At 70.3% G+C, this 16,201-nt stretch carries 9 protein-coding genes; all 9 read left to right on the top strand.

Translation table 11 applies throughout. The features are described from left to right. Positions 1–100 precede the first annotated feature (100 nt). The 9 genes from CX1_RS07005 (at position 101) to CX1_RS06965 (ending at position 16,201) form a co-directional block, all read left to right on the top strand. Positions 101–625, top strand: coding sequence for a phosphatase PAP2 family protein (locus CX1_RS07005; protein ID WP_046651100.1), 525 nt, complete (start codon positions 101–103; stop codon positions 623–625). A 101-nt stretch (positions 626–726) separates the two neighbouring features. Beyond that, positions 727–1,695 carry a decaprenyl-phosphate phosphoribosyltransferase gene (locus tag CX1_RS07000; protein ID WP_174520156.1) on the top strand — a complete coding sequence of 323 codons (969 nt, stop codon included), beginning with the start codon at positions 727–729 and terminating at the stop codon, positions 1,693–1,695. Positions 1,696–2,057: 362 nt separating this feature from the next. Next, positions 2,058–3,092, top strand: coding sequence for an alpha/beta hydrolase (locus tag CX1_RS06995; RefSeq protein ID WP_046651095.1), 1,035 nt, complete (start codon positions 2,058–2,060; stop codon positions 3,090–3,092). A gap of 828 nt (positions 3,093–3,920) precedes the next feature. Beyond that, positions 3,921–5,990 carry an alpha/beta hydrolase-fold protein gene (locus tag CX1_RS06990; protein WP_046651094.1) on the top strand — a complete coding sequence of 690 codons (2,070 nt, stop codon included), beginning with the start codon at positions 3,921–3,923 and terminating at the stop codon, positions 5,988–5,990. Beyond that, positions 5,987–6,574: a DUF732 domain-containing protein gene (locus CX1_RS06985; RefSeq protein WP_052753295.1), complete on the top strand. Its 588-nt coding sequence runs from the start codon at positions 5,987–5,989 to the stop codon at positions 6,572–6,574. Before CX1_RS06990 ends, CX1_RS06985 begins: the two co-directional genes overlap by 4 nt. A gap of 5 nt (positions 6,575–6,579) precedes the next feature. Further along, a complete protein-coding gene (locus CX1_RS06980) occupies positions 6,580–7,503 on the top strand; it encodes a cutinase family protein (protein ID WP_060925458.1) in 924 nt (307 codons plus the stop codon). 308 nt (positions 7,504–7,811) lie between these two features. Then, positions 7,812–9,647, top strand: coding sequence for a FadD32-like long-chain-fatty-acid--AMP ligase (locus CX1_RS06975; protein WP_046651093.1), 1,836 nt, complete (start codon positions 7,812–7,814; stop codon positions 9,645–9,647). A 30-nt stretch (positions 9,648–9,677) separates the two neighbouring features. Next, positions 9,678–14,654, top strand: coding sequence for a polyketide synthase Pks13 (gene pks13, locus CX1_RS06970; RefSeq protein WP_060925457.1), 4,977 nt, complete (start codon positions 9,678–9,680; stop codon positions 14,652–14,654). Next, entirely contained in the window at positions 14,651–16,201 is a 1,551-nt protein-coding gene (locus CX1_RS06965; RefSeq protein ID WP_046650509.1) for an acyl-CoA carboxylase subunit beta, read from the top strand. The genes pks13 and CX1_RS06965 overlap by 4 nt, the downstream gene beginning before the upstream one ends.

Raw genomic sequence — 16,201 nt, 5'->3', positions numbered from 1 at the left:
CGCCGGTAACGCCGCGGCCCGCGCCGACGATGCGGTGACCGTGGACGCAGACGACAAGACCGTGACCATCGCACCCGCCGCCGGCGAAGTGGCGCTGCTGATGGCGATCCAGGACAAGCTCACCGACGCCCCCGGCGTGCTGCCGGTGGCGAAGGCGATGAGCTACTTCGGCGAGCACGCCGCCGGGTGGATGGGGCTGGCCGTCCTCGGTGCGGCGGTCGACGCCGACCGGCGCCGCGGCTGGGCCGCCGTCGGCGCGTCGGCGTTCACGTCGCATGCGGCGTCGGTCATCATCAAGCGAGTGGTGCGCCGGCGCCGCCCGCATCACCCGGGCATCCGGGTGGGCGTGGGCACGCCGTCGAAGCTGAGTTTCCCGTCGTCGCACGCCACGTCGACGACGGCGGCGCTGGTGGCCCTGTCGCGGATGGGCTTCGGCCCGGCGCCGCTGGCGGGGGTGCCCGCGATAATGCTGTCGCGACTGGTACTCGGCGTTCATTACCCCACGGACGTGCTCGCGGGGGCGGCGCTCGGTTGGACCACGGCGACGATCACGGACAAAATCCTCGGCGGCGCCGCCGACGCGGCACCGGCGACTCCCGCCGGAGAAGGAAGGACAGCCCAGTGACTGACGATCGAGTGAAGGACCCCGACGGCACCGCCCGGGATGCCGCACCCGCGGCGGGACATGCGGTGCGCGAGACCCGCGACGCCGACCGCCGGGAGGGCCTGAACCTGGGCTCCGAGCCGCACACCTACGGCATCGACGAGCCCGCCAACCCGCAGGGCCATCCGCCGAAGAACCTGCTCGACGGCATGTACAAGGCCCTGCGCCCCAAGCAGTGGGTCAAGAACGTCCTGGTCATCGCCGCCCCGGCCGCCGCCGGTGCCGAGGCGCTGACCGATACGCGCACCCTGGTCGACGTGCTCATCGCTTTCGCGGTGTTCTGTTTGGCGGCGTCGTCGATTTACCTGGTCAACGACGCCCGTGACGTCGAGGCCGACCGCGCGCACCCGACCAAGCGCTTCCGTCCCATCGCGGCCGGCGTGCTGCCGGTGCCCCTGGCCTACGCCATGGCGGTAATTCTCATCGCCGCGTCGATCGGCCTGTCGTTCCTGGCGTCATCGGGCCCTGGCCTGGCCATCGTGGTGTCGGTCTACATCGCACTGCAGCTGGGCTACTGCTTCGGCTGGAAGCATCAGCCGGTGATTGACATCGCTCTGGTCAGCTCCGGTTTCATGTTGCGCGCGATGGCGGGCGGCGTCGCGGCGTCGATTCTGCTGTCCCAGTGGTTCCTGCTGGTCGCGGCGTTCGGTTCGCTGTTCATGGCCGCCGGCAAGCGCTACGCGGAGCTGCTGTTGGCGCAGCGCTCGCAGAAGAAGATCCGCAAGTCCCTGGAGGGCTACACCGCCACGTACCTGCGGTTCGTGTGGACGCTGTCGGCCACCGCCGTGGTGCTGGCGTACTCGCTGTGGGGCTTCGAGATGGGCAACCGCGCCGGTGGCGCCGCCGCCGTCTGGTACCAGATCTCCATGGTCCCGTTCACCGTCGCGATCCTGCGCTACGCCGCCGACGTCGACCGCGGCACGGCGGGCAGCCCGGACGAGATTGCCCTGCACGACCGGGCGCTGCAGGCGCTGGCGCTGCTGTGGATCATCTCCATCGGCATCGCGGTGTACGCCGTTCCCGCGTTGTAGCCGCCATTCCGGCACTCCGGGTGGCCGTGATCTCCGTCTCGGTACGGGGGTTGCGGCCATCTTTACGTTGCGGTTCCTTTGCTTTGCGACGCCCCTTTCCGCCCGTCGCAAAGCATTCCCCCGGAAACATTGCCTTCCGAACCGACGAGGGGGATTCGATGGGGGGATGTCGCATGATTGCAGCCTGATAACGGTTTGAGAAATTGTCGCGGAACGGTAACGTTAGCGGCCATGTGCCCGATGAACCCATCGGAATGTGCGCCCCATCCCGAATCTCCCGGGTCACCGCCGGCTCGGCCGACGGATGATCGCCGGAACGCTTCGTGGTGCGGCGGACACGTAGGACGTCAACGAGGAGAAACATGAGCTTCACCGCAATTGCGCGCGGATGGAAGGCCAAGGTCGTGGCCGCGATGGTCGCCGTCGCCACCATCTTCGGCATGATGCAGTTCGCCGCGCCGGAGGAGGCCAACGCCCACCGCGGTTGGCTGCGCCCCGGTTGCAGCTGGGACACCTACAACTACTGGCTGCAGTACTGCCAGGTGTACTCCCATGCCATGGGCAAGGACATCACCGTCCAGATCCGCCCGGGCATCGCTCCCGGCAGCCCCGGCCTGTACCTGCTCGACGGCCTCCGCGCCCGCGACGACTGGTCCGAGTACGTCTGGACGGCTCACGCCCCGGCCCTGTTCGAGCACGACAACATCACGCTGGCCATGCCGGTCGGCGGCGAGGCGTCGTTCTACACCGACTGGAACGGCCCGGCGATCAACAGCAAGGGCGAGATCCGCAATTACAAGTGGGAGACGTTCCTGACCCAGGAGCTGCCGCACTACCTGGACGTCCACTTCCAGACCAGCCGCACCAACAACGCGGTCGCCGGTCTGTCCATGGGCGGTTCCGCCGCGATGTCGCTGGCCTACAACCACCGCGATCAGTTCCGCCAGGCCTCGGTCTTCTCCGGTTACTTCCAGGTCTCCAACCCGGTCATGTCCACCGCCATCGCCGGCGCGCAGATCGACCAGGGCTACGAGCCGACCGCGATGTGGGGCCCCCCGGGCGTCCCGACCCCGGGCCACGTGCGCAACGATCCGTCCATGAACCTGGACAAGCTGCAGGGTCTGCCCATGTTCATCACCTCGGCCAACGGCTACCCGTCGCACTGGTCCACCCCGGAGGCGCTGCTGGGCGCGCCGGCCGAGCTGCCGCAGATCGGCATGGGCATCGCCCTCGAGGGCCTGTCCCGCGCGTCGACGCAGATGTTCGAGTCCCAGGCCCGCGCCGCCGGCCTGAACCCGACCATGCACTACAGCCCCGACGGCATCCACGCCTGGTCGCTGTGGAAGAACGACCTGGCCATGGCCCGCCCGCACATCAAGGCCGCCCTGGGCGTCTAGCTCACGCCGACCCCTCCGGTTTCGCGCAGCCGCGGTAACGCCGGCCCGCCGCACCGCTCCTCGTGTGCGGCCCCGCGCCGGAGGGGATCGTCCCGAAACCCGCCCCGACCGACAGGTCCGGGCGGGTTTTCGCATGCCCGGGTCCCCGTTTCGCATGCGCGGCACTCGTTTCGCATGCCCGGTCCCCGTTTCGCGGAGAGGGCGGCGGTGATGCACCCGGTGGCGAGGTCCCCTGTGTGTCGGCCCCGCATGCCGGCTCCCACGAGATCGCGTTTGGCGGTCTGGATCATGATCTCGTCGGAAGCGCGACAGGTCCGCGCCGACGAGATCGCGATTGGCGGCCTGGATCGTGATCTCGTCGGATGCGCGGCAGGTTCGCGCTGACGAGATCGCGATTGGCGGCCTGGATCGTGATCTCGTGGGGAATGGGGCGGGGAGTGCGGGGCGGGTCGACGAAAGGACCGGCGATGGGTGGGGATGGGAGCGACGGGTGGGGAAGTGCGGGGCGCGGGGAGTCCCGTGCATGCCGGCGCATGCTCGTGCATGCCCGGGCGGGTTTTCGCATGCCCGGGTCCTCCCTTCGCCTGTACGGGGTTGGGTGCGTGGTGTTTCCGCGCCCCAAACCCTAAAGTTGAACTTAAACCTGAGGTTCGTGGCGCGTCGCGTCGGATTCGGCCCCCCGAGCGGGTAAGAATCAGGAACGAAGCGGCGGCTGCGCCGAGGCCCGAAGCATCCGGGGGAGGGGAACCCCCGGGACAGGGCGACGATGCCGCCACCACGCCGACGTACCCGACGAATGAACGTTTATCTGAAGGGGTAGCCCTCATCATGCGAGATACCGCACACTCCCCCCGGGGCAGCCTGTCCCGGGTGCTCGCCGCAATCACGGCGATCCCGCTGGCGCTGACGCTCGCCGGGGTCCCGGCTTCGGCGTCCCCCGCCGACGGTGACTCCGGCTCCACCGCCGCCTCCACCTCCTCGGCCGCCGATGCGGGCGACTCGGGTGCGGCGGAATCCGGCGATGCGTCGACCCCGGCGACGTCGGCGTCGGAAAGCGAGACCGGCGACGACGTGACCGCCGTGCCGCTGCAGTCCTCCCTGTGGACCCCCGCGCCCGAGCCCGGCCGCGAGCCGACCCCCATCCGCGAAACCGAGCAGAACCTGCCGAACCTGCCCGGCGACGTCGAGGTGGAGAAGGTGCAGTGGCTCACCGAGCGCCGCGTGATGCTGCACATCAAGTCCGCCGCCATGCCGGACGCCCCGGTCAAGGTGGACATGCTGCTGCCGCGCGACTGGAACCGCGACCCCGGTCGCACCTTCCCGACGGTTTGGCATCTCGACGGCATGCGCGCCCGCGACGACTGGAACGGCTGGACGCTCGAGACGAACATCGAGCAGTACTACGCCGACAAGAACGTCCTGGTGGTCATGCCCGTCGGCGGCGAGTCGTCGTTCTACACCAACTGGAACGCGCCGGACAACGGCAAGAACTACCAGTGGGAGTCCTTCCTCATCCAGGAGCTGATCCCGGTGCTGCGCGAGGGTTGGCGCGCCAACGAGGACCGCGCCATCCTGGGCCTGTCCATGGGCGGCACCGCGGCGTTCAACCTCGCGGCGCATCACCCGGAGCTCTTCCGCTTCGCGGGCAGCTTCTCCGGTTACCTGGACACGTCGTCGACCGGCATGCCGCAGGCGATCGGCCAGGCGATGAAGGAAGCCGGCGGCTACGACGCCACGAAGATGTGGGGCCCGGCGAACGATCAGCGCTGGAAGGACAACGACCCGAAGCTCAACGTGGAGCGGCTCAAGGGCGTCTCGCTCTACGCCTCCGCGGGCAGCGGCAACACCGGCCAGTGGGACACCCCGTCGGTGCAGAACCCGCGCATCCCGGAGAACACCGCGGGCTTCGGCCTCGAGGTGCTGTCGCGGATGACCACCGACACCTTCGCCCAGCGCGCCCGCCGGGCGGATGTGCCGGTCACGCTGCAGCTTCGCGATTCCGGCACCCACTCCTGGCCGTACTGGCAGTTCGAGATGAACCAGGCATGGCCGCAGATCGCGGACTCGCTGCAGCTTTCCGACGACGACCGCGGAGCCAATTGCGTCGTCTCGGGGGCCATCGGCGAGCGCATCAAGGCCTTCGACAACATGGGTTCGTGCCTGTCGCCGGAGTACGAGGCCGGCAACGGCGGCGTGGCGCAGGACTTCACCAACGGCCGCGCCTACTGGCACCCGGCCACCGGCGCCCAGTTCGTGTGGGGCCGCATCGGTGCCCGCTACCACGAGGCCGGTGGGCCGCAGTCGCCGCTGGGGTACCCGAAGACCAGCGAGATGGCCACGCCCGACGGCAACGGCCGTTACGTCCACTTCGAGCACGGCTCCATCTACTGGACGCACGAGACCGGCGCGTACCTGGTCATGGGCGACTTCATGAACCTGTGGGGCAACGAGGGCTGGGAGAAGGGCCGCCTCGGCTACCCGACCTCCGACCGCCGCGACATTCCGGGCGGCGTGGTCCAGGACTTCCAGGGCGGGCAGATCGTCAAGCCGACCGCGGGTGCGCCGCAGATCGTGCTCGGCGCGATCGGCGCGGCCTACCGCGCGGGCGGCGGCCCCGAGGGATCGCTCGGCTTCGCCACCACCGGCGAGCTCGACATCCGCGGCGGCAAGTTCCAGCGCTTCGAGCACGGCTCCATCTACTGGTCGCCGGAGTCCGGCGCCCACGCGGTGCCCGACGGCGCGATCATGGACCACTGGGGCTCCACCGGCTGGGAGACCGGCCCGTTCGGTTACCCGGTCGGCCCGCAGAAGCAGATCCCGGCCGGCGGCCTGGAGCAGGAGTTCCAGGGCGGCTGGATCCGCCAGATCAACGGCAAGATCGAGGAGGCCCGCCGATGATCGCTCGCGGCAGGGGCACCGTCGGCGGCGGCGGCGGCCGCTCGGGTGGCAGCGGCCGCTCGGCCGACGGCGGCAGCTCGATCGGCGTGAAGGCGCGTGCGGCGACGATGGCGCTGATCGGCGCCGGCGCCCTGGCGCTGGCGGCGTGCGGCGGTTCGACGGTCGAGTCCTCCGAGGTCACCGACACCACCACGACGACGGCGGAAAGCTCGGCGTCCGAGACGAGCACGTCGGAGTCGTCGACGACCCGCACCTCCGAGCGCGCCGACGGCGAGCGCGACATCACCGAGCCGGGGGCGGCCCGCGCCAGCGACGCCCCGGATGGTCGGATGCCGCTGTCGGGCGACGACGAGGACTTCCTCGATGCCCTCATCGCCGACGACATCGACGTCGAGGGCACCGAGGACCAGCTCATCGCGGCGGGCCACGTCCACTGCGATGCCGGGGCCGACGGCGGTACGCCGGAAGATGCGCTGGTCATCGACGCGGTCGCCGGCCAGCTGGTGGCCCAGGAGCGCACCGACAAGGACGAGGCGGCAGTGACCGAGGCGATTGCGAAAGCGGCCGAATCGGCGTATTGCTAACGGGCATGCGCAAAACGCTCACCCTGCTCGCGGTCATCGTCCTCGTCGTCGCCATCGTCGCCGGCGTGGGGCAATGGCTGCGGCAGTCGCAGGTCGGCGAGCCGGGCATGCCGGGGACGCCGCCGACTGCGCAGCAGCCCGAGTGGTGCCCGGCCGTCGAGGTGATCGCTGCTCCCGGCACGTGGGAATCCCGGGCCGACGATGACCCGATCAACCCGACGGCGAACCCGAATTCGCTGATCCTGAAGTCCTCCGCGCCGCTGCAGGCGGCGTACTCGCCGGACGACGTGAAGGTGTGGACGGTGCCGTACACGGCGCAGTTCCGCAACTTCAACGCCCAGCACGAGATGTCGTACGACGACTCGCAGGCCGAGGGCCGCGCCCGCATCCAGGAGGAGATGGCGGCCACGCACCGCGATTGTCCGCTGACCGGCTTCGTGCTCATGGGCTTCTCGCAGGGTGCGGTGATCATGGGCGACATGGCCTCGCAGATCGGCAACGGCAACGGACCGGTGCCGGCGGACAACGTCCTGGGGGTCGCTTTGCTTGCCGACGGCCGCCGCGAACCCGGCAAGGGCATGGTGCCGGGCAACCCGGTCGCCGGCGTCGGCGCGGAGGTCGCGCTGGCCCCGGTCAATCTGCTGGTGCAGCCGATCGTGCCGGGCGCGACGATGCGGGGCGGTCGCCCGGACGGTTTCGGGGCCCTCAACGACCGTGTGCAGGACATCTGCGCCCCCGGCGACACCGTGTGCGACGCGCCCCCGGGCATCGGCGATGCGGTGGCGCGCGCCCAGGATTTCGTCGCCGCCAACGGCGTCCATGCGACGTACGCGGACAACCCCCACATCATCCCGGGCACCACGGCCGTCGCGTGGACCGAACAGTGGGCCCGCGGCCTCATCGACGGGGCGCTGGCCAACGCCGGATAGGGCACGCGTGCGGTATGCGTACGCCGGGATCGGCGACGTGGCCGCTTTACGGACCACGTCCGTCCGTCGCAAAGCAATCGTTCCTTGCGTAACGTGAGTCCCATCAGTCACACCCGTTTACGCCCTTAACGTGACGTACGGCACGCCGACCGCGTACGGTTTTTAGCGGTGAAAGTAATTTGCGATACCGTGGGCCACCGCCTGAACCGCCCCGCGGCGCGCCGCCGACGCTGAAAATAACGGGTCGGTAACGTTGTGTCCCCGAGGCACGACATACCACGACGAACGAACGAACAACGAGGAGCACCATGGACCTGAGCATGCTGATGGGCCAGTTCATCGATGCCGAAGGCAACTTCGCCTTCCCCGACGACATGTCCGTGCCGAATCTGTCCGAGATGATGTGGCAGATCAACACGATGAAGGGCGAGCTCGACCAGCAGCAGGTCGCTTTCCACGACTACTCCAGGTCCCGCGAGGGCGAGCTGGTCACCTACACCCGCGCCGAGGTCAACCGCCGCATCAAGGCCGTCGCCGCCCGCCTGCAGCAGGTCGGCGAGCCCGGCGACCGCGTCGCGCTGCTCATGGGCAACAGCCCCGAGTACCTCTTCGGTTTCCTCGGCGCCCAGTACGCCTGCCAGGTGGCCATGCCGCTGTACGACCCGACCGAGCCCGGCCACGGCGACCACCTCAACGCCGTCCTCGAGGCCGCCAAGCCCAACGTCGTGCTGACCAACAAGAGCTCCGCAGCCGCCGTGCGCTCCATCTTCGCCGCCCGGCCCGCCGCCGAGCGCCCCCGCGTGCTCACCATCGACGCGCTGCCGGACTCGCTGGCCGACAACTTCGTCTCGCCCGCCGACGACGCCAAGTACGCGCCGCAGCTGGAGAAGGACGCCGTCCTGCTGTTCACCTCCGGCTCGTCGCGCACCCCGGAGGGCGTCCGCATCGCCGGCCGCTCCATCCTGTCCAACGTCTTCCAGGTGCTCTCCGCCGCCCACCTGCAGCTGCCGCTGCGCCTGGTGACGTGGCTGCCGCTGCACCACAACATGGGCATCGTCCTCGGCGCGTTCGTCACCGCCCTGGGCCTGCCGTTCGACATCATGTCCCCGCGCGACTTCATCCAGCATCCCGAGCGCTGGATCGAGCAGTTGAACAAGCGCGGCGACGACGAGGTGAACATCTACACCGTCGTGCCCAACTTCGCCCTCGAGCTGGCCAACCGCTTCGCCGTGCCGGAGGATGGCGCCGACCTTGACCTGTCCCACGTCGACGGCCTCATCGTCGGTTCCGAGCCGGTCACCGAGAAGGCGACCCGCGAGTTCCGCGCCAACTTCGAGAAGTTCGGCCTGCCGGCCAACGCCATCCGCCCCGGCTACGGCCTGACCGAGGCGACGCTGCTGGTCACTCTGCCGCAGGGCGAGGTGCGCCCGCGCGTGACCTGGGTGTCCCGCGAATCCCTCAACGACGGCGAGCCCGAGCGCGTCGAGCCGAACACCGCGGATTCCGTGCCGCTGATGTCCAACGGTTCGGTGGCCAAGCCGCAGCACCTCATCGTCGTCGACCCGGAGACCCGCACCGAGCTGCCCGACGGCAAGATCGGCGAGATGTGGGTCCACGGCGACAACATCCCGCTGGGCTACCTCACCGACCTGGAGCAGAGCGAGAAGGTCTTCGGCAACGATCTCGCCGCCCGCCGCGACGGCGACTCCCGCGCGGAGGGCGTCCCGGCGGATGCGAAGTGGATGGCCACGGGCGACCTCGGCGTCTTCCTCGACGACGAGATCCACATCACCGGCCGCATCAAGGACCTCATCGTCATCGCCGGCCGCAACCACTACCCGCAGGACATCGAGGCCACCGTCGACGAGGCCACCGATCACGTCCGGCCGGCCGTCGTCGCCGCGTTCTCCATCGAGGGCGACGACGTGGAGAAGCTCGTCATCGTCGCCGAGCGCGATTTCCGCAAGGACGCCTCCGGCGACGCCGCGGCCATCGACGAGATCCGCGCCGCCGTCACCAAGGCCCACGGCATCCAGCCGGAGGACGTGCGCATCGTCGGCATCGATGAACTGCCGCGTTCGTCTGCCGGTAAGATCGCGCGACGAGTGGCCCGCGCCGCCTACCTCGACGGCGGTTTCGAGTAACACCACGAACTATTAAGGACAAAGCCCACGATGGATGACAACAAGGGACGATCCGGCATGACGGTCGCCCAGATGCGCGACTGGCTTCGCGACTGGGTGATCACCACCACCGGCCTCACGCCGGAGGAAGTCACGCCGGAACGCCCGATGGAGGAGTTCGGGCTGTCCTCCCGCGACATCGTCATCCTCTCCGGCGAGCTGGAGGGCCTCCTGGACGTCCGGCTCGACGCGACGATCGCCTACGAGTACCCGACCATCGCGAAGCTCGCGGTGCGCCTGGTCGAGGGCGACGTCGACAACGCCGACGATTCGGCCTACGACGCCTTCCAGACCGGCGCCGAGGCCGCGCGGTCGCGGCGGCTGCGCGACGAGAAGCTCACCGACATGGACATCGCGGTGGTCGGCATGGCCGCGCGGTACCCGGGTGCGCCGAACATCTCCGAGATGTGGGATCTGCTGGTGTCCGGCCGCGCCGGCACCGGCGACCTGCCGGAGGGTCGCTGGTCCGAGTTCGCCGGCGACGCCGACCTGGCCGCCGAGATCGCCGAGTGCGACACCCGCGGCGGCTACCTCGACGACGTCGTGGGCTTCGACAACGAGTTCTTCGGGCTGTCCCCGCTCGAGGTCGAGAACATGGACCCGCAGCAGCGGATCCTGCTGGAGCTGACGTGGGAGGCGCTGGAGAACGCGCATCTGCCGGCCTCCGAGCTGCGCGGCGAGTCCGTCGGCGTGTTCGTCGGCGCGACCACGAACGACTACGCCATGCTCATGGCCTCCGACCCGTCGACCGCGCACCCGTATGCGCTGACCGGTTCGTCGCCGTCGATCCTGGCCAACCGCATCTCCTACGCCTTCGACTTCCGCGGCCCGTCCATCACCATGGACACCGCGTGCTCCTCGTCGCTGGTGTCCATCCACCAGGCCGTGCGCGCCCTGCGCGACGGCGACGCCGACGCGGCCGTCGCCGGCGGCGTGAACCTCCTGGTGTCGCCGCATGCGACGCTGTCGTTCGGCAAGCTCGGGGTGTTCTCCAAGACCGGTGCCATCCACGCGTTTTCCGAGGATGCCACCGGCATGATCCGCGCCGAGGGCGCCGGCGTCGTGGTGCTCAAGCGCCTGGAGGACGCCGAGGCCGACGGCGACGACGTCCTGGCCGTGATCAAGGGCACCGCCGTCACCTCCGACGGCCGCTCCAACGGCCTGACCGCCCCGAACCCGGACGCGCAGGTCGACGTGCTGCGCCGCGCCTACGCCGACGCCGGCATCCGCCCGCAGGACGTGGACTACATCGAGGCCCACGGCACCGGCACCATCCTCGGCGACCCCATCGAGGCGTCCGCCCTGGGCACCGTGCTCGGCCGCGGCCGCGACGTGGCCAACCCGACGCTGCTGGGCAGCGCGAAGACGAACTTCGGCCACACCGAGGCCGCCGCCGGCGTCGCCGGCGTGATCAAGGTCGTGCTGGGCATACGCAACGACGTCATCCCGCCGTCGCTGCACTACGCCGGCCCGAACCCGTACATCGATTTCGACGGCGGCCGCCTGGAGGTCGTCGAGGATCCGCGCGAGTGGCCCGAGTACTCCGGCCGCAAGGTCGCCGGCGTCTCCGGCTTCGGTTTCGGCGGCACCAACGCCCACGTGGTGCTGACCTCCCCGCCGGCGCCCGCGCCGCGCGAGGAGCCGACCGCACCGATTGACCCGGCCGCCGCCCGCGAGGCCGGCATGCCGGCGCTGCTGCCGGTGTCCGGGCTGCTGCCGTCGCGCCGCCGCCTGGCCGCCGAGGATCTGACGACGTGGCTGGAGTCCAACCCGAACGCCGACCTGGGCGACGTCGCCCGCACCCTGGCGTCGCGGTCCCGTGGCCGCTCCAAGGCCGTCGTGCCGGCCACCGACGTCGCGTCGGCCGTCGAGGGCATGCGCCGCGTGGCCGAGGGCAAGTCCGGCCCGGGCATCGTGTCTGCGGACGCCCCGCTGGCCCAGGGGCCGGTGTGGATCTACTCCGGCTACGGTTCACAGCACCGCAAGATGGGCAAGGACCTGCTGGCCCTGTCCCCGGTGTTCGCCGAGACGCTGGCCAAGTGCGACGAGATCATCGTCGATTCCGTCGGCTGGTCCCTGCTGGAGCTCATCGCCGACGACGAGCGCACCTACGACCTCGAGTCGGCGCAGATCGGCATCACCGCCATCCAGGTCGCGCAGACCGACATGATGCGCGCGCTGGGCGCCGAGCCGGCCGCCGTGGTGGCCATGTCGATGGGCGAGATCGCAGCGGCCTACGCCGCCGGCGGCCTGACGCTGGAAGAGACCATGCGCGTCGCCTGCGCCCGCTCCCGCCTGATGGGCGAGGGCGAGTCGATGCTGGCCGAGGACGAGCAGGGCGGCATGGCCATGGTCGAGCTGTCCGTCGACGAACTCGACGAGCTGCTGGCCGCCCACCCAGAGTTCGCCGGCGTCGAGCCGGCCGTGTACGCGGCGCCGAGCATGACCACCGTCGGCGGACCGAAGCCGGCCATCGCCGCGCTGGTCGAGTTCCTGACCGGCGAGGGCAAGATGGCCCGTCCGCTGGCCGTCAAGGGCGCCGGCCACACGTCCGCGCTCGACCCGCTGTTGGGCGAGCTGTGGTCCGAGTGCTCCGACGTGGAGCCCACCCCGCTGGCCATCCCGCTGTTCAGCTCCGTCGACCGCGGCGTGACGTACCAGCCCGGTGACGTCGTCCACGACGCCGACTATTTCGTGCGCTGCACCCGCCAGTCGGTGTGGTTCTCCGATGCCGTCTCACGGGCCTGCGCCGCCGGCTACACCACCTTCGTGGAGTTCGCCCCGAACCCGGTCGCGCTCATGCCGACGATGGCCACCGCGTTCGCCGCGGGCCTGCCGGACGCGCAGCTGGTGCACCTGCTCAAGCGCAAGGAGCCGGCGGGGGAGTCCCTCGCCGCCGCGTGCGCGACGCTGTACGCCCACGGCCACGACATCGACCTGTCCGCCCTGGCCGGCCCCGGCGACTTCGCCGACCTGCCGGGCATCCACTGGCGCCACCAGCGTTTCTGGACGGCGGCGCGCCCGTCGTCCGGCGGCCGCGCGAAGCTGCCGGGCGCCCGCACCACCCTGCCCGGCGGCGACGTCGCCTACGCCGGTGACGCGGGGTCGGCGCCGTCCATCCACGCCATCATCGACGCCGCCGTCGCCGACGCCGTACCGGGCGCGACGGTGCTGGCCGTCGAGGAATCCGGCTCGCTGCCGGCTTCCGGCGAGCTGACGACGATCGTGTCGCACCACCCGGGCGGCGCGGTGATCTCGGTCTACGCCGTCGAGGGCGGCGCCACCGAGCTGCTGGCCAAGGCCGGCGTGGCCACCGTGCCCGCCCCCGCATCGGCGACCGGCGCATCGGCCTCGCCCGCAGCCGCCCCGGCCGGCGCGGGCACCGTCTCCGAATCGACCGCCGCCGGCGCCCCCGCGGGCTTCGGCGCCGCGTCGCGCACCCCGGCCGCCCCGGGCATGCCCACCGCCGCCGGCGCGGGATCCCCCGACGCCGAGCCCGGCTGGTCGCCGGAGTCCGGCGTGCCGGTGGAGGCGCACCTGCGCACCATCGTCGGCGAGGCCATGGGCTACGACGTCGACGATCTGCCGCTGGAGCTGCCGCTGATCGACCTCGGCCTGGATTCGCTGATGGGCATGCGCATCAAGAACCGCGTCGAGCACGACTTCTCCATCCCGCCGCTGCAGGTGCAGGCGCTGCGCGACGCGTCCGTCGCCGACGTCATCACCCTCGTCGAGGATCTGGTCGCCCAGTCGCACGGCGCCCCCGCCGCCGATTCCGCCGACCCGGCTGCCGGCACCGCCGCCGACGCCGTGGACGAGGCATTCGCCGCTGCGGAAGGTGGAGGGACCGTCGCAAAGCAGGGCATTTCCGTGGCGCCCCGCGACGCCTCCGAACGCATGGCGTTCGGCACCTGGGCCACAGTGGCCGGGGCGGGCGTCGGAGGCGTGACCGACGAACTGCCGGCGCTTGACGACGCCACCGCGGAAGCCATGTCCGCCCGCCTGTCCGAGCGCACCGGCGCCGCGATCACCGTCGACGACGTCCGCGCCGCCGGCACCATCGCGGACCTCGCCGAAACCCTGCGCCCCCACCTCGAAGTCGAGGTCGAGGGCAACATCCGCGTGCTGCGCGAACGCCCCGAAGGGTCCCGCACCCCCGCGGTGTTCCTGTTCCACCCGGCCGGCGGGTCCTCCGCCGTGTACCAGCCGCTGGTCCGCCGCCTGCCCGACGATGCCCCCGTCTACGGCGTCGAACGCCTCGAGGGCGACATCACCGACCGTGCCGCCGCCTACATCGACGACATCAAGGACCGTGCCGCCGGCCTGCCGATCGTCCTGGGCGGCTGGAGCTTCGGCGGCGCCCTGGCCTACGAGGTCGCGCACCAGCTGATCGGCTCCGACGTCGAGGTCGCGCAGATCATGCTGCTCGACACCGTGCAGCCGTCCGAGAAGGTGCCCGACACCCCGGAGGAGATGCATGCCCGCTGGGACCGCTACGCGGACTTCTCCAAGCGCACCTACGGCCTGGACATTCCCGTGCCCCACGACCTGCTGGACCAGCAGGGCGAAGAGGCGCTGCTGACCATGCTCGAGCAGTTCCTGGCCACCGCCGACTCGTCGCAGCACGGCCTGTCCGGCGGCGTCCTGGAGCACCAGCGCGCCTCCTTCGTGGACAACCGCATCCTCGACCAGCTGGACATGTCCCGCTGGGCCGACGTCGACGCGCCGGTGGTCCTGTTCCGCGCCGAGCGCATGCACGACGGCGCCATCGAACTGGAGCCGCGCTACGCGACGATTGATGACGACGGCGGCTGGTCCGCTATCGTCGAGGATTTGGAGATCGTGCATCTGCGCGGCGACCATCTCGCCATCGTCGATGAACCGGAGATTTCCAAGGTCGGTTCCTGGCTGGGGGACCGGCTGCAGAATCTGGACGCCGCAACCCGGAATGGACAGCAATCGAAGTGACTCTCAACACCACCGCCGAAAAGCTCGCCGACCTGAAGGAACGCCTCGCGGAAGCGCAGGACCCGGGCAGCGAGCGGGCCAAGGCGCGCCGTGACGCGGCCGGGCTGACCACGCCCCGCCAGCGCATCGCGCGGCTGGTCGACGCGGGGTCGTTCGTCGAGACCGGCCAGCTCGGCCGCACCCCCGACGAGGACGGCGCCCCCTACGGCGACGGCGTGGTCACCGGCACCGCCCGCATCGGCGGCCGCCCGGTGGCGGTGTACGCCCACGACAAGTCGGTGTACGGCGGCTCGGTGGGCATCACCTTCGGCAAGAAGGTCTGCGATCTGATGGACCTGGCGACCAAGGTCGGCTGCCCGGTCATCGGCATCAACGACTCCGGCGGTGCCCGCATCCAGGACGCCGTGACGTCGCTGGCCATGTACTCCGAGATCTCGCGCCGCCAGCTGCCCCTGTCCGGGCAGTCGCCGCAGATCTCCATTCTCCTGGGCAAGTGCGCCGGAGGTGCCGTGTACGCCCCGGTGACCACCGACTTCCTGGTCGCGGTGAAGGACCGCACCGAGATGTTCATCACCGGCCCCGAGGTCATCCGTTCGGTCACCGGCGAGGACATCACCTCCGCCGAGCTCGGCGGCGCGGAGCAGCAGGCCCGCAACGGCAACGTCTCCTACGTCGCCGACGACGAGGAGGACGCGTTCAACTACGTCCACGATCTGCTGGATCACCTGCCCAGCTCCGTCCACGAGCCGCTGCCGCCGTATTGGGCGCCGCCGGAGGACGTCACCGATCGCGACCGCAGCCTCGACGGCATCATCCCGGATGACCCGAATGCCGGCTACGACATGATGGAGGTCCTGACCAGGATCTTCGACGACGAGGACTTCGTCGAGGTACAGCCGGATTACGCGCCGAACCTGATCACCGGCTTCGCCCGCGTCGACGGCCGCACCGTCGGCGTGCTGGCGAACCAGCCGATGCACCTGGCCGGTTGCCTGGACGCGGATTGCTCGGAGAAGGGTTCGCGGTTCTCCAACATCTGCGACGCCTACGACATCCCGATCATCTACGTCGTGGACACCCCGGGCTACCTGCCGGGCGTGCAGCAGGAGAAGTCGGGCATCATCCACCGCGGCGCGAAGCTGGGCTTCGCGCTGGCGCAGGCCTCGGTGCCGAAGGTGACCGTCATCGTGCGCAAGGCCTTCGGCGGCGCGTATGCGGTGATGGGCTCGAAGAACTTGGGCGGCGACCTGAACTTCGCGTGGCCGACCGCGCAGATCGCGGTGATGGGCGCGGAGGCCGCCGTGGTGATGATCCAGGGCCGCCAGCTGGCCGAGATGCCGCCGGAGCAGCAGCCGGCCATGAAGAAGATGTTCATGGACTTCTACAACGAGAACATGACCAGCCCGTACGTCGCCGCCGAGCGCGGTTACGTCGACGCCATGATCATGCCGTCGGAGACGCGCGTCCAGCTGCGCCGCGCGCTGGATCAGCTGCGCGACAAGGAGCTGCCGCAGGTGCGCAAGAAGCGCGAGATCGCCCCGATGTAG

It is taken from the genome of Corynebacterium xerosis NBRC 16721 = ATCC 373 (assembly GCF_001552415.1).
Taxonomy (GTDB): Bacteria; Actinomycetota; Actinomycetes; order Mycobacteriales; family Mycobacteriaceae; genus Corynebacterium; species Corynebacterium xerosis.
The sequence above is the reverse complement of the archived record's forward strand: the minus strand, read 5'-3'. Positions and strand labels throughout refer to the sequence as shown.

Bases quoted from the DNA above. Each gene is read 5' to 3' on its own strand.
- CX1_RS07005 (WP_046651100.1), top strand. From the start codon at position 101: ATGGCGATCCAGGACAAGCTCACCGACGCCCCCGGCGTGCTGCCGGTG.
- CX1_RS06995 (WP_046651095.1), top strand. From the start codon at position 2,058: ATGAGCTTCACCGCAATTGCGCGCGGATGGAAGGCCAAGGTCGTGGCC.
- CX1_RS06990 (WP_046651094.1), top strand. From the start codon at position 3,921: ATGCGAGATACCGCACACTCCCCCCGGGGCAGCCTGTCCCGGGTGCTC.
- CX1_RS06985 (WP_052753295.1), top strand. From the start codon at position 5,987: ATGATCGCTCGCGGCAGGGGCACCGTCGGCGGCGGCGGCGGCCGCTCG.
- CX1_RS06980 (WP_060925458.1), top strand. From the start codon at position 6,580: ATGCGCAAAACGCTCACCCTGCTCGCGGTCATCGTCCTCGTCGTCGCC.
- CX1_RS06975 (WP_046651093.1), top strand. From the start codon at position 7,812: ATGGACCTGAGCATGCTGATGGGCCAGTTCATCGATGCCGAAGGCAAC.
- pks13 (WP_060925457.1), top strand. From the start codon at position 9,678: ATGGATGACAACAAGGGACGATCCGGCATGACGGTCGCCCAGATGCGC.